Source organism: Amycolatopsis heterodermiae (genome assembly GCF_034929455.1).
GTDB classification, from domain to species: domain Bacteria; phylum Actinomycetota; class Actinomycetes; order Mycobacteriales; family Pseudonocardiaceae; genus Amycolatopsis; species Amycolatopsis heterodermiae.
On record NZ_JAYFSI010000007.1, the window covers coordinates 266,220 to 281,723 of the forward strand.

Sequence of the window (15,504 nt, forward strand, 5' to 3'; positions counted from 1 at the left end):
CTCCGCCCTTCCGACTACTGGGAGGTGAGGTGCGAAGAATGCCGCGAAGGGCTGTCGGCGAGGCTCGACGGCGAGACCGAGCCGGGTCCGCCGGGCGCGATCGACCGGCACCTGGACGGCTGCGCGGCGTGCCGCGAGTGGTTCACCGGCGCGCAGCGGCTGCGGCGGGCGATGCTGCTGCGCCAGGCACCGGCGGTCCCGGACCTCACGGCGTCGATCCTCGAGCGCACGCCCGCTCCGGCGGGTGAGGGCTGGGGCCTGCGGATCGCGCTGGCCGTGGTGGCGATCGCGCAGCTCGGGCCGGCGTTCGCGCAGCTGCTGGGCATGACGCACGACGCGATGCCCGGACACCTGTCCCACGAGAGCGGCGCGTGGAACCTCTCGGTGGGCATCGGCCTGCTGACGGCGGCGCTGCGCCCGCGCCTGGCGGGCGGCCAGCTGCCGTTGCTGACGGGGTTCGTCGGGGTGCTGTTCGCGCTGTCGGCGGGCGACCTGGCGACGGGCCGGGTCACGGTGGCCCGGGTGGCGACGCACGTGCTGGTGGTGCTCGGGCTGGCGCTGCTGTACGCGGTGCACCGCGGCCACCGCGATCGCACCGCGCCCCTCCCGGCGGCGACGGCCGACGACTCCGCCACGACGTCCGCGTCCACTGTGGACGCCCCGGCGGCGGCCCGGCCACGGTCCCGCCCCTTCCGCCGCCAGGCCCACGGCCGCCACGCGGCTTGATCACCGGTCCGAAAGGGTCGGCTCACGCACCTGGAAGGTCGGCCCGCATAGCCACGGAGGTCGGCCCGCGCGCCCGGAGAGCCGGCTCGCGTGATTGAAGGGTCGACACGCGTGATTGGAGAGCCGGCTCGCGTGATTGAAGGGTCGACACGCGTGATTGGAGAGCCGGCTCGCGTGATTGAAGGGTCGACACGCGTGATTGCGAGGCCGACACGTGATTGCGGGGTCGACACGTGTGATTGCGGGGTCGGCTCGCGTGATTGAAGCGTCGGCTCGCGTGATTGCAAGGCCGACACGTGATTGCAGAGTCGACACGTGATTGCGGGGTCGACACGGCTGGGCGGCGCCGTGTAGGGCGTTATACGCTGGTCAGTCGATCTGCTTGACGGCCCATTCCGACCACTCGCGGCTCATCGCGGAGAAGCGTTTGCCCCACTCCAGGACCAGGCGGCCGTACTGCGCCGCGTTGTCGTCGCCCCAGTCGATCGATGCTTCCAGCTCCGTGAGGCGTTCTTCGCGCTCGCGGCTGTTCTCGCCCATGTACTCGATGAACTCCTTCGCCTTGTCCGGCGACACCGAGCCCAGGAAGTAGACGCGCAGCAGGACCTCGTTGCGCGGGGACCGGTTGGGCTTGACCTCGACCAGCCAGTGCCGCAGCTCGACGCGGCCCTCTTCGGTGATCTCGTACTCCTTGCGCCCGCGCGGGCCCTCCGCGTGCACCCGGATCAGGCCGGCCTTCTCGAGCTTGCCGAGCTCGCCGTAGAGCTGGCTCTGCGTCGCCGCCCACACGTTGGACATCGCCTGCTCGAAGCGTCTCAGCAGGTCGTAGCCGCTGGCCGGCGCCTCGTCCAGCATCCCGAGGACAGCGTGTCGAAGGCTCATGACCCCACTCTACCTTCCACTATTGACATGTCAAAGCAGGAGCCTCTACGTTTGACCTGTCACAATTGGAACGTCACGGGGAGACCGGACATGAACTTCCTCAAGAGCTTCGTCCCGTGGATCGCCTTCGCGATCGTCGCCACGCAGTTCGACTGGCGCTGGTCGGGCCTGACCGGGCTGGTCCTGGCCGCCGGCCTGCTCGTGCTGGCCCGCCGCGAGGGGCGCAAGGCGGACACACTGATCATCGAGCTGAGCGCGCTCGCCTTCTTCGTGCTGCTCACCGCGGTCGCGTTCAGCTTCCCGTCATCGCCGCTGAAGACCTACACCGGCGCGCTCACCGACGCCTGGCTGGCGCTCACCGCCTGGGGCTCGATCCTCCTGCGCCGCCCGTTCACCCTCGGCATCGCGCGGACGATGACCCCGCCGGAGATGTGGGACAACCCGGTCTTCAAGCGCGTCAACCTGATCATCACGCTCGTGTGGGCCTTGAGCTTCACGATCACCGGCCTGGCCGGCATCGCCCTGCTGAACTACGCCCCGCACGCGACGGCCGCGCTGATCGCGCTCAAGGTCCTGGGCTTCGCCGTGCCCGTCGCCTTCACCATCCGCTACCCGCGCATCGTGCAAGCCCGCGCCGAGAAAGCCGCGTGAACCCATGACCACCACCGACTTCCACCTGACCGGGGCCTACGCGCCCGTCCACGACGAGCTGACGGCGTCCGACCTGCCGGTGACCGGCGCGCTGCCGCCCGAGCTGACCGGCTGGTACCTGCGCAACGGCCCCAACCCGCGCACCGAGAGCCAGCACTGGTTCACCGGCGACGGCATGGTCCACGGCGTCCGCCTCGAAGGCGGCCGCGCCGCCTGGTACCGCAACCGCTGGGTGCGCACCGAAAGCTTCGGCGACGACGACGCCACGCTCTACAACACCGACGGCTCCCGGAACCTGCGCACCAGCGTCGCGAACACCCACGTCGTCAACCACGCCGGCCGGACGCTCGCGCTCGTCGAGTCGTCGCTGCCGTACGAGATCACGACCGAGCTGGACACCGTGGGCGCGTACGACTTCGGCGGCGAACTGGCCGACTCGATGACCGCGCACCCGAAGATCTGCCCCACGACCGGGGAGCTGCACTTCTTCGGCTACGGCAGCATCACCGCGCCGCACGTGAGCTACTACCGCGCCGACGCGAGCGGGAAGCTCGCCGTCCGGCAGCCGATCGACGTGCCGGGCCTGACGATGATGCACGACTTCGCGCTCACCGCGTCGCACGCGGTGTTCTACGACCTGCCGGTGGTGTTCGACCGGGCTTCGGTGGGCCAGGGCATGCCCTATCGCTGGGACGCCGGCTACGGCGCCCGCCTCGGTGTCCTGCGCCGCGACGACCCCGCCGGCGGCGTCCGCTGGTTCGACGTCGAGCCCTGCTACGTCTTCCACACGCTGAACGCGCACGACACCGCAGACGGCCGGATCGTGGTGACCGTCGTCCGCTACGACCACCTGTGGTGGGAGGGGCACGGCCCGGCGCGCGGGGTGCTGTGGCGCTGGACGCTCGACCCGGCGACCGGCCGCGTCACCGAGGAACGGCTCGACGACCGGCCCGCCGAGTTCCCGCGGATCGACGACCGCTTCGCCGGTTCCGACGTCCGTTTCGGGCACGTCACGCAGTCCGGCAAGGACGGTGAGCAGAGCTTCCTACGCCGCCACGACCTGCACACCGGCACGTCCGAGGAGCACGTCTTCGCGCCCGGGCACGTCCCCGGCGAGGCCGTGTTCGTCCCGGCCGAAGGCGGCGACGGCTGGCTGCTCACCTACGTCTACGACGCCGCCGAAGACCGCAGTGACCTCGTGGTCTTCGACGCCGGGAACGTCACGGGCGCGCCGGTCGCCACCGTCCACCTGCCGCAGCGCGTGCCCGCGGGCTTCCACGGGAACTGGCTGCCGGACGCCTGAGCGGTCAGGCGAACTTGGTCTTGGGGCGCTCCTGCAGGACGTCGTCCACGTAGACGTCGACCTTCTCGTCGAGGAAGGCGACCAGTCCGGCGACGCGGGTGCTCTCGGGCAGCGGCGTCGGGTAGCTCCAGGCGAGATCCTCGTGCCCGGCCACCGTGAAGTACTCCGTCGCCCCCTTGTACGGGCAGTGCGTCACCGTCTCGGTCTTCTCGAGCAGGTCCATCCGGACGTCCACGCGCGGCAGGTAGTAGCGGGTGGGCAGGTTCGTCTCGAACAGCAGGTGCGCGCGGACCGTGTCGGCCACGGTCACGCCGTCCACCTCGATCCGGACGTGCCGCGAGCTCGGCAGGACGTCGACGCGGACCCCGGGATCCCGCGGGTGCGTGAAGATCTGTTCGTCCTCTTCGAACCAGTCGAAGGCGGCGAAGTCGAACCGGACGTGGTCGCGAAGCTCCTCGATGGGCGAATCCGGGTACTCCAGCGCGCCGTCCACCGCCTCGGACCCGGCAACCTTTATCGTCGACAGAACACCTTCTCCCCGGCTGGGCGAGTGCGACGTCCGGCCGGAGGGGGTGAGAAGACCGCTCTCCACGTCCGCGCGTGGGAAGTAGTACGTGGGGTAGTACGGAACTTCCCACACCAGGAGGGGGTGCACCGTGTCCGCGACGACCTGCCCGCCGAGGAACACCCGTACCCGCTTCGCGCCTTGTGCCACGCGGACCCGCCCGCGCACCGGAGTGCTCATGTGCCGGTCAACGGGCGCCGGCCGGGGCGTATTCCTCTCGGCCGTCAAGTCGGCAGGGAGTACGAGGAAGACTGGAGGCGGGCACGGGTGGCCGGCGTAGAAACACCCACGGTCGGGACCCCCGCCGGGATGCGCAAGATCAACCAGCGGGCGGTGCTGGACCTGCTGCGCCGCAGCGGACCGGCGACCCGGCCGCAGGTCGCGAAGGACACCGGGCTGTCGAAGCCGACGGTCAGCCAGGCACTGCTGGCGCTCGAGGCGGCCGGGCTGGCCCGCCCGACCGGGCACACGTCCACCGGCACCGGGCGCTCCGCGGTGCTGTACGAGGCCGACCCGACCGCGGGGTACGTGCTGGGCGTCGACATCGGCCGCGAGCACATCCGCGTCGCCGTCTCGGACCTCGGCCGGACGCTCGTGGCGCGCCGCGACGAGCGCAACTCGGCCCGCTCGGGCGCGGCGCTGGTCGCCGCGGTGGGCCGGATCGCGGCCGACGCCGTCGGCGAGGCGGGCCTGACGGCCGGCGACATCGTTGTCCGCGTCGTCGGCTCCCCCGGCGTCGCCGACCCGGACAAGCGCTGCTTCCGGCACGCGCCGAACCTGCCGGGCTGGGGCCGGGCCGGGCTGATCGACGACCTCGAGGCCGCGCTGGGCCCGGACCTGATGGTGGAGAACGACGCGAACCTCACCGCCGTCGGCGAGGGCGAGAGCGGCGCCGCGCGGGGTGCGTCCGTGTTCGGCTGCATCACGATCGGCACCGGCGTCGGCATGGGCATGATGGTCGACGGCCGGGTGTTCCGCGGCGCCACCGGCGCGGCGGGCGAGATCGGCTACCTCCCGTACGGCCGCACCCGCGCGTCCGACTCCCCGGGCCTGCCGCCGACCCGCGGCCACCTGGAGGAGGCGACGGCGGCCCAGTCGGTCGTCCGCGGCGCGCGCGAACTCGGCCTGGGCACGGCGAAGTCGGCCCGCGAGGTGTTCCGCCTGGCCCGCGAAGGCGACGAGCTCGCCCGCCGCGCGGTGGAGACGGAAGCGGATCGCCTGGCGTACACGGTGGCCTCCGTGGCGGCGGTGATCGACCCGGAGCTGATCGTCCTGGGCGGCGGCATGGGCACGGCGGCCGACCTGCTGCTGGAACCGATCGACCGGGCGTTGCGCGCGTTCACGCCGCTGGTCCCGAAGGTGGTCCAGGGCGAGCTGGGCGAGGACGCGGTCCTGACGGGCGCGATCAGCGTGGGACTGCGGGCGGCCGAAGGCCTGGTCTTCGACCGCCGTGTCGGAGCCGCCTGACTTTCCCAAGCGCCGTTGTCTAAGCCGCGCGCCAGGCTTCGCCGCCCGTGGACACTCGCCACGGGGTCAAGCGCAGCACCGTGATCTGCGGGTCCAGGTGGTCCTCGCCGCCCAGGATCTTCGGGTCGTAGCCCAAGGGCTCCGGGGTCGACTTGAACAAGTCCCACAGGTACTTGCGGGTCGCCTCGTCGTCGGCGAAGTCCGCTCGGCACTCCGCCACCGCCACCTCGTGCTGCGGGTCCCAGTACGAGCAGGACACGTACGGCGAGGCCGTCAGGTGCGCGACCTTCAACGGCGTCGGGCGGGTGAACAGCCAGCCCGACAGGCCCTCCGGCGTCCGCTCCCAGATCGGGTGGACGACCCGGGACCGCGGGCGGCCGCGGCGGTCGACCGTCACCAGCGTGCACCACACGACACGATGCGCCACGCGCACGAACTCCTCGGCCAGCTCGGCCGGAACTCTGCTAGATTCCACAACCATGGTTGTGCATCCTACGGCAGACACCCTCGACCTGTCACTCACCGCCCTCTTCGCGGGCTGGGCGATGACCGACGAGGTCCAGCGGCGGCTGGCCGGGCGGGGCTTCGGCGACCTGCGCTTCAACGACGGCGTCGTCATCCAGCACGTCCTGGCCGCGCCGCTGTCCATCACCGCGCTGGCCGAGCGGATGGGGGTGACGCAGCAGGCCGCGTCGAAGGCCGTCGCCGACCTCGAACGCCGGAACCTCGTGCGCCGCGAGCCCGATCCGGGCGACGCGCGAACCAAACTCCTGCACCTCACCGAGCACGCTCACCACGCCGTCGAAGCGACGCGCGCGCTCCGCGAAGACCTCCAAGAAGAACTGCTCGCGGAATACGGCGCCGAGAACGTCGAGGACGCCCGGAAGCTCCTGGCCTCGATCATCGGCCGTTACGGCGGCGGCGACGCCGTCCACGGCCGCCGGGTCCGCCCGCCGCGGTGATTACCCGCGGCGTAATCGACGGCCGCGCCCGGAAAAGCCAGCATCGAGCCCATGAACCGAACCAACCGCGAAATCGTCGTCGAATGCCTTGAGAACCTGTTCGTGCACAAGGACATCGACGCCGCGAAAGCCGTCCTGCACCCCGATTTCGTCACCCACAGCCCCGGCCTCCCCTCGGGCCGTGACGCGTTCGCCGGAGCCGTGGCGAACTCGCCGCTGATGGGCGGGACCACGACGATCGAGCACGTCGTCGCCGAGGACGACCTCGTCGCGGTCCACCTGAGCGTCCGGCTGCCGGGGAGCACCTACGCCGTCGTCGACATCCTTCGCGTCGAAGACGGCCTGCTAGTCGAGCACTGGGACGTGAAGGAAGGACGCTAGCGCGTGATGACGCAGGTCCCCGACGCCGTCGCGAGCAGCTTGCCGTCGGCGTCGCGGATCTCGCCCTCGGCGAAGGCGATCCGCGAGCCCTCCTTCACCACGCGCCCGGTCGCCCGGATCTCGCCGCGGCCGGCGTGGATCGCCCGCAGGTAGCTCACCTTGAGCTCCACCGACGAGTAGCCGACCCCGGCCGGCAGCGTCGAATGCACCGCGCAGCCGACCACCGAGTCCAGCATCGTCGCCGCGACGCCGCCGTGGACCATGCCGATCGGGTTGTACATCGACTCGTCCGGCTCGACGACGGCGACGACCTCGCCGCGGCCGATGCTTTCCCAGCGCAGCCCGAAGTGCGCGGCGATCGGCGGGCCGGGGATGCGCCCCTCGGCGATCGCCGTCAGGTACTCGAATCCCGTCATCGTCAGGCCGAGCCGGGCGGTCGCCAGCGGGTCCTGCCAGGTGATCGTCTTCGAGCGGGTCTCGGCGGCGGCGACATCGGTCATCTTCGGCTCCTCGGACTATGACAAGCGTCTTAACGCCAGCGTCGTCCGGGCACCCGGGCGCCGTCAAGCGGCGCGTGACCCAGGCCACCTGTGGTCGGCCCGGGCCGCGGGTGGAATCATCCGGGGGTGAGCACCGACCCCGCCCGCAAGCTGATCGACCCGGAACGGGTGGCCGCGGCGGTCGACGGACTCGGCGACCGCGGCGTCATCGAGCAGTGGGCCCAGCGCTTCTCCGTCGTCGCCGACCCCTCGCGGCTCGCGCTGCTCGTCTCGATCCACTACGCGCGGGAAATCAGCGTCACCGACCTGGCCGCGGTCACCGGCATGACGGACACGGCGGTTTCGCAGGCCCTGCGGCTGCTGCGGGCGCACGGCCTGGTCACCACCCGGCGCGACGGGCGGGTGGTGCGCTACCGGCTCGCGGACGCGACCGTGCACGAACTGATCCACCGCGTGCGGCCCCACCCCGAAGCGCATCCGGAAAAGCACCCGGGGGAACCCACGGGCCCCGGCACGGACCGGTAGCGTGCGGGCATGACGGGATTGCCGGAAACCATCACCGCGTGCCTTTTCGATCTCGACGGGGTGCTGACCGGAACAGCGGTTCTCCATCGTGAGGCCTGGAAACGGACATTCGATGAATTTCTCCGTGCGCGTGACGGCGCCGGGTTCAAGGAATTCACCGACAAGGACTACGCGACCTATGTGGACGGCCGCCCGCGCGCCGACGGGGTGCGTGAATTCCTGAAGTCGCGCGGCATCGAGCTGCCGGAGGGCGACCCGGACGACGCGGTCGACGCCCCGACGATCAACGGTGTCGGCAACCGGAAGAACGAACTGGTCCTGAAAATCATCGACGAGCGCGGCGTGAGCCCGTACCCCGGCTCGATCCGCTATCTCGAAGCGGTCAAGGCCGCCGGGCTCCGGATCGCCGTCGTGACGTCGTCGGCGAACGGCGCCAAGGTGCTCGACGCGGGTGACCTGAGCAAATACGTCGAAGCCCGCGTCGACGGCCTCACCATCCGGGAACGGCACCTCAAGGGCAAGCCCGCCCCGGACTCCTTCCTGGCCGGCGCCGAGGCCCTCGGCGTGAAACCCGAAAACGCCGCCGTGTTCGAGGACGCCCAGTCCGGCGTCCAGGCCGGGAAGGCCGGCGGGTTCGGGTACGTCGTCGGCGTCAACCGGGCCGACCAGGCCGAAGAACTGCGCGCGCACGGCGCCGACGTCGTCGTCGACGACCTCGCCGAACTACTGGAGGACCGATGACGGAGCCGCACGGCTACGAATGCTCGCCGTGGGAGCTGCGGTGGCGCGGCATGGACGTCGACGCCCTGCAGCGCACCGAATCGGCGTTCGCGGTGTCGAACGGCCACATCGGGCTGCGGGGCACGCTCGAGGAGGCCGAGCCGCGCGGCCTGCCCGGCACCTACCTCAACGGGTTCTACGAAGAGCACGGCCTCCCCTACGCCGAGGCCGGCTACGGCTACCCCGAAGAGGGCCAGACCGTCGTCAACGTGACCGACGGCAAGATCATCCGGCTGCTGGTCGAGGACGAGCCGCTCGACATGCGCTACGGCGCGGCCACCGCGCACGACCGGGTGCTCGACTTCCGCCGGGGCACGCTGACCCGGACCACGGAGTGGTCGTCGCCGACCGGGCGCCGCGTGCGCGTGCGCACCGAGCGGCTGGTGTCCTTCACCCAGCGCGCGATCGCCGCGATCCGCTACGAGGTCGAGCCGCTCGACGAGGACCTGCAGCTGGTCGTCCAGTCCGACCTGCTGGCCAACGAGCCGATCGAGTCCGACACCCGCGACCCGCGGGTCGCGGCGGCCCTGGAGTCGCCGCTCGTGGGCGAGTTCCACCGCGCCACCGACTACAACGCCGTGCTGGTGCACCAGACCCGCCGCTCCGGGCTGCGGATGGCCGCGGCGATGGACCACAAGATCGAGGTGGACGACGGGATCCGCGCCCGCATCCACTCCGAGGAGGACCTCGCGCGGCTCACCGTCGCGGTCGACGTCCCCAAGGGCGGCAAGCTCCGCATCACGAAGTTCCTCGCCTACGGCTGGTCGGCGCAGCGTTCGGTGCCCGCACTGCGGTCGCAGGTCGAGGCCGCGCTGGCGGGCGCCCGCCAGACCGGCTGGAAGGGCCTGGTCACCGAGCAGCGCGCGTTCCTCGACGAGTTCTGGGCGACGTCGGACATCGAGATCGACGGCGATCCGGAGCTGCAGCAGGCCGTCCGGTTCGCGCTGTTCCACCTGCTGCAGGCCGGTGCCCGCGGGGAGAGCCGCGCGATCGCCGGCAAGGGCCTCACCGGCCCGGGGTACGACGGTCACGCGTTCTGGGACACCGAGTCGTTCGTGCTGCCGGTGCTCACCTACACGATGCCGGACGCCGCGCGCGACGCGCTGCGCTGGCGTCACTCCACAATGGACAAAGCGAGGGAACGCGCGCACCAGCTGGGGTTGCGCGGCGCGGCGTTCCCGTGGCGCTCGATCAACGGCGCCGAGTGCTCGGCCTACTGGCCGGCCGGCACGGCGGCGTTCCACGTCAGCGCGGACATCGCCGACGCCGTGCTGCGCTACCTCAACGCGACCGGCGACGAGGAGTTCGAACGCGCGTACGGCGTCGAGCTGCTGCTGGAAACCGCGCGGCTGTGGGCGTCGCTGGGCCACCACGACCGGCACGGCGCGTTCCGCATCGACGGCGTCACCGGGCCGGACGAGTACTCGGCGGTGGCGGACAACAACGTCTACACGAACCTGATGGCGCGCCGGAACCTGCTGGCCGCCGCGGAGTCGTGCGGGCGCCACCCCGACATCGCGGCCCGGTTCGAGGTCGACACCGTCGAGCTCGACACCTGGCGCGCCGCCGCCGCGGCGATGTACCTGCCCTACGACCCGGAGCTCGGCGTGCACCCGCAGTCGGAGGGGTTCCTCGACCACGACGAGTGGGACTACGAGGGCACCGACATGGCGCACTACCCGCTGCTGCTGCACTTCCCGTACTTCGACCTCTACCGCAAGCAGGTCGTGAAGCAGGCGGACCTGGTGCTGGCCCTGCACATGTGCGGGGACTCGTTCAGCACGGAGGAGAAGGCGCGCAACTTCGCCTACTACGAGGCGCGGACCGTGCGCGACTCCTCCCTGTCGGCGGGGACGCAGGCGGTGGTGGCGGCCGAGGTGGGTCACCTGGAGCTGGCCTACGACTACCTCGCCGAGGCCGCGCTGACCGACCTGCACGACGTGCACAACAACGTCCGCAACGGCCTGCACATGGCGTCGCTGGCCGGGGCGTGGCAGGGCGCGGTGGCCGGGTTCGGCGGGCTGCGCGACCACGGCGGCACCCTGGCGTTCGCGCCGCGCCTGCCGCCGCAGCTGGACCGGATCACCTTCCGCCTGATGTTCCGCGGCACGCGGTTCCAGGTCGAGATCGACCCCGACCAGGCCACCTACCACGTGCTGGCCGGCGAGCCGCTGGAAGTGCTGCACCACGGCGAGCGCGTCACGGTCACCGCCGAACCCCAGCGGTTCGCGATCCCGAAGATCGACGCGGGCGACCCGCCGCACCAGCCCCCGGGCCGCGCGCCGATGCGGCGCGACTCGACGAAGGTGCGTCAGTTCGCCGAACCGTCCAACCCGATCACCGCCGAAGGCCGCTGACCGCGCCGGGTCATCGCGGCAGGTCGTCCGCGATGGCCCGGCCCGGCGGGTCGGGGGTCTCCTCCGTACCGGCGGGCTTGACGTCCGGGTCCGGGGCGGTGGGCACGTCGTGCGTCAGCTGCCCGGCGGTGGGCAGCTCGAGGAGCTCGTCGTCTTCGTCGTCCTTGCCGTGCGATCGCTGCGTCTGGCTCATGTCTTCCGGAATACCCCGTTTTCCCGGCCACGACCAGGGGGCGCCGGCTTCAGGCGACCTTCTCGGGACCCCGGCGGCGGTGTTTGGCCGCGTCGTCGCGCAGGGCGAGCAGCAGGCCGTCGCGGGTGGACCACGGGCAGATCGTCACCGCGCCGCCGGCGACCGTCAGCAGCGCCTCGGCCACGATCGCGCCGGCCAGGGCCTGGTGGGCGCGGTTGCGGGAGATGCCCGGCAGCTCGGCCCGCTTCGACGTCGGCATCGCGGCCAGCCGCGGGATCCAGGCGCGCAGGTCGTCGAGCCGCAGGTCACGGGACTTGCCCGGCCGGGCGCCCGCCAGCCGCGCGAGCTGCTGGAGCACCTTCGAGCAGCCGACCGTCCGGTGCTCGGCGATGTCCGCGGCGCCGAGTGCGGTGGCCGCCTTGTCCAGCGCGTACGCCCGCAGCGCCTTCACCTGCTTGCCCGTGACGCGCTCGGTCGGCAGCCAGTCACGGGTCAGGGAGCGCGCGCCCATCGGCAGCGACCGCGCGAACGTCGCCTGCCGGCCGCAGCCCGCCGCGAGCTCCACCGTCCCGCCGCCGATGTCGAGGATCAGCAGCGGGCCGGCCTTCGGGCCGTACCAGCGGCGCGCGGCCAGGTAGGCCAGCTCCGCCTCCCGGCGGCCGGACAGGAACTGCAGCTCGACGCCGGTCTCCCCGGCGACGTGCCGGACGACGGCGGCCGAGTTGGCCGCGTCGCGGATGGAAGACGTCGCCAGCGGGTACACCCCGGTGACGCCGTGGCGGTAGGCGGTGGTCATGCCGGCCGCGACGGCGGCGGTCACCGCGGCGACACCGCGGTCGGTCAGCCGGCCGCGCCCGTCGAGCTCGCGGTCCAGGCGCAGGCGCGTCTGGTGGTTGAGCACCGGCTCGAGCGAGGTGGCGCCGACCGGCACCACGACCAGCCGGGCGCTGAACGAACCGACGTCCAGCACGCCCACCGCAGGCTCTTCGATTTTTCGCACAGTCCGGCGCACCTCACTTCCGCCTGGATGGATATCCCCAGTTCGACCGGTCGAAACCACCGATTCTGTCGGATCTCGCGCCGGTTTGCCGTTCTTTTGCGGGTTTACCCCCTCCGGCCGTGCCTTTCTGACGCGCAGATCACAGGCCGATAACCCGATTGAGTGAACCTCACCACGCCTGGACACGATTCGGTAACGCCACTCAGCCGAATCCGACTCCTGAGACATCGGAACTGTGTGGAGCAGGCGGAAGTGACCAAGCGACCCGAACGGCGATCCGAGCTCGTCCGGCCGGCCGGTGCCGTGCTCGCGGTGGTGGCCGGGCTGGTCGGCGTGCTCGTCGGCGTCTCCTTCGTGCTCGCGCCGGGCACCGCGGTCCCCTCGGGCGCCGCGGGCGGCCAGGACGGCACCGAGACCGCCGGCGCGCCGCCGGTGGCGCTGCGGATCCCCGCCATCGGACTCGCGGCCGAGCACCTCGTCGACCTCGGGCACGTCGGCGGCCGCCGCGAGCAGCCCGGCACCGCGCTCGGCGTCGGCTGGTTCCCCGACGGCCCGGCCCCCGGCGGCCCCGGCGTCGCGGTGCTGTCCGCGCACTCCGGGTTCGGCTACGCGAACGGCGCGTTCGCCCACCTGGACAAGCTGAAGGCCGGCGCGCTGATCGTGGTGCGCGACGAAACCGGCCGCGAAAGCCGGTTCACCGTGCGCCGGACGGCCGTCTTCCCGTCGAACACCCCGGACAGCAAGCTCGTCGCGCCCGAGGGCACCGGCCCGGAGCTGCGCCTGATCACCAGCGACGGGCTGTTCGACGACGCCGGCCTCGGCAACGCGCGGGTCGCCGCCTACGCCGTGCCCGTGTGAGGGTCAGCCGGCCAGCTCGCGCAGCTGCGACACCGCCGCCACCCGGCCTTCGCGGCCCGGCTGCAGCGGGTTGACGATCACCGTCGTCGCGCCCGCCTCGGCGAACGCCGCCAGCCGCTCCTTCACGTAGCCGGCCGGGCCGACGAGGGAGATCGCGCGCAGCAGGTCGAGCGGGACCGCGGCCGCGGCCTCCTCCTTCTTGCCGTCGAGGTAGAGGTCCTGGATCAGCTTCGCCTCGGCCTCGTAGCCGTAGCGGCGGGCGAGGTCGTTGTAGAAGTTCTTGCCCCGTGCGCCCATCCCGCCGACGTAGAGGGCCACGACCGGGCGGACGTGGTCCAGCAGCGCCTCGACGTCGTCGCCGATCGCCAGCGCGACGGTGACGTAGGTGTCCAGCTCACCCAGCGCCGGGTCGCGCTTGGCCTTGCCCTCGGCCAGGGACGCGCCCCAGACGTCGGCCGCCTTCTCCGGGTGGAAGAAGATCGGCTGCCAGCCCTCGGCGATCTCGGCCGTGAGCGCGACGTTCTTCGGCCCGAGCGAGGCCAGCAGCACCGGGATCCGCTCGCGCACCGGGTGGTTGATCAGCTTCAGCGGCTTGCCGAGCCCCGTGCCCTGTTCCGGCGGCAGCGGGATCGTGTAGTGCTTGCCCTCGTGGACGACCCGTTCGCGGCGCCACACCTGGCGGCAGATCTCGACGATCTCGCGGGTGCGCCCGAGCGGCGCGTCGTACTTCACGCCGTGGAAACCCTCGATGACCTGCGGGCCGGACGCGCCGAGGCCGAGGATGAACCGGCCGTCGGAGACGAAGTCGAGCCCGGCCGCGGTCATCGCGGTCAGGCTCGGCGTGCGCGTGTAGAGCTGGAAGATCCCGGACGCGAGCTGGACGCGCTCGGTCTTGGCCGCGAGGTAGCCGAGCTGGCTGACCGCGTCGAAGGAGTACGCCTCCGGCACGAAGACGACGTCGAGACCGGCCTTCTCCAGCTCGACGACGTCCGCGACGCTTTCGGCGAAGCCTCCGGCATAGCTGACCGCGGTCCCGATCTTCATCGAACGTCCTCCTGGGGTGAGCAAGCGCTTAGCCGCGTATGTTACCGGCCGGTCAGCGTGCGGACCACCAGCTCCGCCGAGGCACCGGCACCGAGCGTCGTGCCGGCGTAGCGGACGTCGGCGCCGAGCGTGCCGGCCGGCGGGTCGTCCCGGACGGTGATCCACACCGTGACCATGAGCAGCCAGCGCACGATCAGGTAGCCGAAGAGCAGGACGCCGACCAGCGTGCCGAACGTCGCGACGGCCGGCGAGCGGCCCAGCAGGTGCAGGTAGAGGCCGCCGGCCTGCTGGATCGCGCCGAGCCCGACGGCGGCGGCCCCGGCCGGGCGCAGCGTCGAGCGCAGCGGGAGCGGCCGTCGCGGCAGCCGGGCCAGGCACCAGGCGATGACCAGCCAGTTCGCGGCGAGCCCGAGCAGCAGCGAGCCCGCGACGAGCACGACGTGCGCGAACCCGCCGGTCAGGCCGGTCAGGTCGAGCAGCCACGCGCCGGCCGCGCCGGTGAGCGAGGCCAGCCCGAAGGAGACGGCCATGGCGATCCCGACGCCGGCGAGCGCCAGGACGTCGGCGGCGATGCCGCGCAGCAGCGGGCGCGGGGTGCGTTCCTGGCCGAGCATCGCGGTGACGGCGTCCCGGACGTTGCTGATCCAGCTCCACCCCGAGTAGACCGCGACGGCCAGCGCGAGCAGCCCGATCCGCCCGCGTTCCCCGACGACGGTGTGCACGACGGTGGTGACCTGCCCGCCCAGCTCGGGCGGCAGCGAGGCGGCGATGACCCGGTCGAGCTCGGCGGACAGCAGCCGGTCGCCGGCCAGCACGAACCCGGCCACCGACACGGCGACCATGATCAACGGCACCAGCGCGAGCAGGCTGAAGAAGGTCATCGCCGCGGCGTAGTGGTCACCGTCGCGTTCCCGGTACCGCGCCAGCGTCGCCCCGGCCCGCCGGAACGGCCTCCCCACGACGGCCTTCACCGCTCCACGTTCCACGCGCCGACCCTCTCATCCACCGCCGTCCCCCGCACTCCGGACACCGGCTCGAGCGAATCGTCACGCTCCCGCCCCCAAATCCCGCGTGATCAGGCAGGCATCACCCGTGACGGGAAGGGCATCACACGTGATTGGAAGGGCATCACCCGTGATCAGCGAGGCATCACCCGTGACGGGAAGGGCATCACACGTGATTGAAGGGGCATCACCCGTGATCAGCGAGGCATCACCCGTGATTGGAGGGGCATCACGTGTGATGGGAGGAGGCATCGGCGTGATGCCCGCCGGATCACGTGCGATGCCCCTCCAGACACGCGTGATGCC

General features: G+C 71.8%; 18 protein-coding genes. 10 read left to right on the plus strand and 8 right to left on the minus strand.

Annotation, left to right across the window (positions count from 1 at the left end; all coding sequences use genetic code 11):
• Window positions 1-24 precede the first annotated feature (24 nt).
• The gene (locus VA596_RS28995) at window positions 25-726 is read left to right on the plus strand and encodes a zf-HC2 domain-containing protein (protein ID WP_323331349.1); all 702 of its coding nucleotides are present in this window, start codon (window positions 25-27) and stop codon (window positions 724-726) included.
• A 369-nt stretch (window positions 727-1,095) separates the two neighbouring features.
• Here the strand turns inward: VA596_RS28995 and VA596_RS29000 are convergent, their stop codons facing one another.
• Complete coding sequence (locus VA596_RS29000) at window positions 1,096-1,608, minus strand: PadR family transcriptional regulator (RefSeq protein ID WP_323331350.1); 513 nt, start codon at window positions 1,606-1,608, stop codon at window positions 1,096-1,098.
• A gap of 90 nt (window positions 1,609-1,698) precedes the next feature.
• On the opposite strand from VA596_RS29000, the gene VA596_RS29005 reads away from it, so the two are divergent.
• Both VA596_RS29005 and VA596_RS29010 read left to right on the plus strand, forming a co-directional pair.
• On the plus strand, window positions 1,699-2,259 hold the full coding sequence (locus VA596_RS29005) for a hypothetical protein (RefSeq protein WP_323331351.1): 561 nt from the start codon (window positions 1,699-1,701) through the stop codon (window positions 2,257-2,259).
• A gap of 4 nt (window positions 2,260-2,263) precedes the next feature.
• Window positions 2,264-3,562, plus strand: a complete 1,299-nt coding sequence (locus VA596_RS29010) for a carotenoid oxygenase family protein (protein ID WP_323331352.1) — start codon at window positions 2,264-2,266, stop codon at window positions 3,560-3,562.
• Between the two features lie 4 nt (window positions 3,563-3,566).
• Here the strand turns inward: VA596_RS29010 and VA596_RS29015 are convergent, their stop codons facing one another.
• Window positions 3,567-4,307 carry a DUF427 domain-containing protein gene (locus tag VA596_RS29015; protein ID WP_323331353.1) on the minus strand — a complete coding sequence of 247 codons (741 nt, stop codon included), beginning with the start codon at window positions 4,305-4,307 and terminating at the stop codon, window positions 3,567-3,569.
• Window positions 4,308-4,394: 87 nt separating this feature from the next.
• Here VA596_RS29015 and VA596_RS29020 point away from each other — a divergent pair, with 87 nt between their 5' ends.
• Window positions 4,395-5,594, plus strand: a complete 1,200-nt coding sequence (locus VA596_RS29020) for an ROK family protein (RefSeq protein WP_323331354.1) — start codon at window positions 4,395-4,397, stop codon at window positions 5,592-5,594.
• 19 nt (window positions 5,595-5,613) lie between these two features.
• On the opposite strand, the gene VA596_RS29025 is transcribed toward VA596_RS29020, so the two are convergent.
• A complete protein-coding gene (locus VA596_RS29025) occupies window positions 5,614-6,075 on the minus strand; it encodes a pyridoxamine 5'-phosphate oxidase family protein (protein WP_323331355.1) in 462 nt (153 codons plus the stop codon).
• Between VA596_RS29025 and VA596_RS29030 the strand changes: the two genes are divergently transcribed.
• Together VA596_RS29030 and VA596_RS29035 are read left to right on the plus strand one after the other, a co-directional pair.
• On the plus strand, window positions 6,074-6,556 hold the full coding sequence (locus VA596_RS29030; protein ID WP_323331356.1) for a MarR family winged helix-turn-helix transcriptional regulator: 483 nt from the start codon (window positions 6,074-6,076) through the stop codon (window positions 6,554-6,556). The genes VA596_RS29025 and VA596_RS29030 overlap by 2 nt on opposite strands.
• 51 nt (window positions 6,557-6,607) lie before the next feature.
• Window positions 6,608-6,937 carry a nuclear transport factor 2 family protein gene (locus tag VA596_RS29035; RefSeq protein WP_323331357.1) on the plus strand — a complete coding sequence of 110 codons (330 nt, stop codon included), beginning with the start codon at window positions 6,608-6,610 and terminating at the stop codon, window positions 6,935-6,937.
• Here VA596_RS29035 and VA596_RS29040 read toward each other — a convergent pair.
• Window positions 6,934-7,437, minus strand: coding sequence for a PaaI family thioesterase (locus VA596_RS29040; RefSeq protein ID WP_323331358.1), 504 nt, complete (start codon window positions 7,435-7,437; stop codon window positions 6,934-6,936). The genes VA596_RS29035 and VA596_RS29040 overlap by 4 nt on opposite strands.
• A gap of 126 nt (window positions 7,438-7,563) precedes the next feature.
• On the opposite strand from VA596_RS29040, the gene VA596_RS29045 reads away from it, so the two are divergent.
• From VA596_RS29045 to VA596_RS29055, 3 genes are read left to right on the plus strand one after another with little or no spacing between them, the layout of a single operon-like run.
• Window positions 7,564-7,962 (plus strand): ArsR/SmtB family transcription factor, encoded by a 399-nt coding sequence (locus VA596_RS29045; protein ID WP_323331359.1) that lies wholly within the window; start codon window positions 7,564-7,566, stop codon window positions 7,960-7,962.
• A 9-nt stretch (window positions 7,963-7,971) separates the two neighbouring features.
• Window positions 7,972-8,703 (plus strand): HAD family hydrolase, encoded by a 732-nt coding sequence (locus VA596_RS29050; protein WP_323331360.1) that lies wholly within the window; start codon window positions 7,972-7,974, stop codon window positions 8,701-8,703.
• Window positions 8,700-11,099 carry a glycoside hydrolase family 65 protein gene (locus VA596_RS29055; RefSeq protein ID WP_323331361.1) on the plus strand — a complete coding sequence of 800 codons (2,400 nt, stop codon included), beginning with the start codon at window positions 8,700-8,702 and terminating at the stop codon, window positions 11,097-11,099. The genes VA596_RS29050 and VA596_RS29055 overlap by 4 nt, the downstream gene beginning before the upstream one ends.
• A gap of 10 nt (window positions 11,100-11,109) precedes the next feature.
• On the opposite strand, the gene VA596_RS29060 is transcribed toward VA596_RS29055, so the two are convergent.
• Together VA596_RS29060 and VA596_RS29065 are read right to left on the minus strand one after the other, a co-directional pair.
• Complete coding sequence (locus tag VA596_RS29060; protein ID WP_323331362.1) at window positions 11,110-11,292, minus strand: hypothetical protein; 183 nt, start codon at window positions 11,290-11,292, stop codon at window positions 11,110-11,112.
• A 49-nt stretch (window positions 11,293-11,341) separates the two neighbouring features.
• Window positions 11,342-12,292: a Ppx/GppA phosphatase family protein gene (locus VA596_RS29065; protein ID WP_323331363.1), complete on the minus strand. Its 951-nt coding sequence runs from the start codon at window positions 12,290-12,292 to the stop codon at window positions 11,342-11,344.
• Between the two features lie 252 nt (window positions 12,293-12,544).
• On the opposite strand from VA596_RS29065, the gene VA596_RS29070 reads away from it, so the two are divergent.
• Complete coding sequence (locus tag VA596_RS29070) at window positions 12,545-13,150, plus strand: class F sortase (RefSeq protein ID WP_323331364.1); 606 nt, start codon at window positions 12,545-12,547, stop codon at window positions 13,148-13,150.
• Window positions 13,151-13,153: 3 nt separating this feature from the next.
• Here the strand turns inward: VA596_RS29070 and VA596_RS29075 are convergent, their stop codons facing one another.
• Window positions 13,154-14,194, minus strand: coding sequence for an LLM class F420-dependent oxidoreductase (locus VA596_RS29075; protein WP_323331365.1), 1,041 nt, complete (start codon window positions 14,192-14,194; stop codon window positions 13,154-13,156).
• Between the two features lie 41 nt (window positions 14,195-14,235).
• Window positions 14,236-15,180 (minus strand): YihY/virulence factor BrkB family protein, encoded by a 945-nt coding sequence (locus tag VA596_RS29080; RefSeq protein WP_323331366.1) that lies wholly within the window; start codon window positions 15,178-15,180, stop codon window positions 14,236-14,238.
• Between the last annotated feature and the right edge of the window lie 324 nt (window positions 15,181-15,504).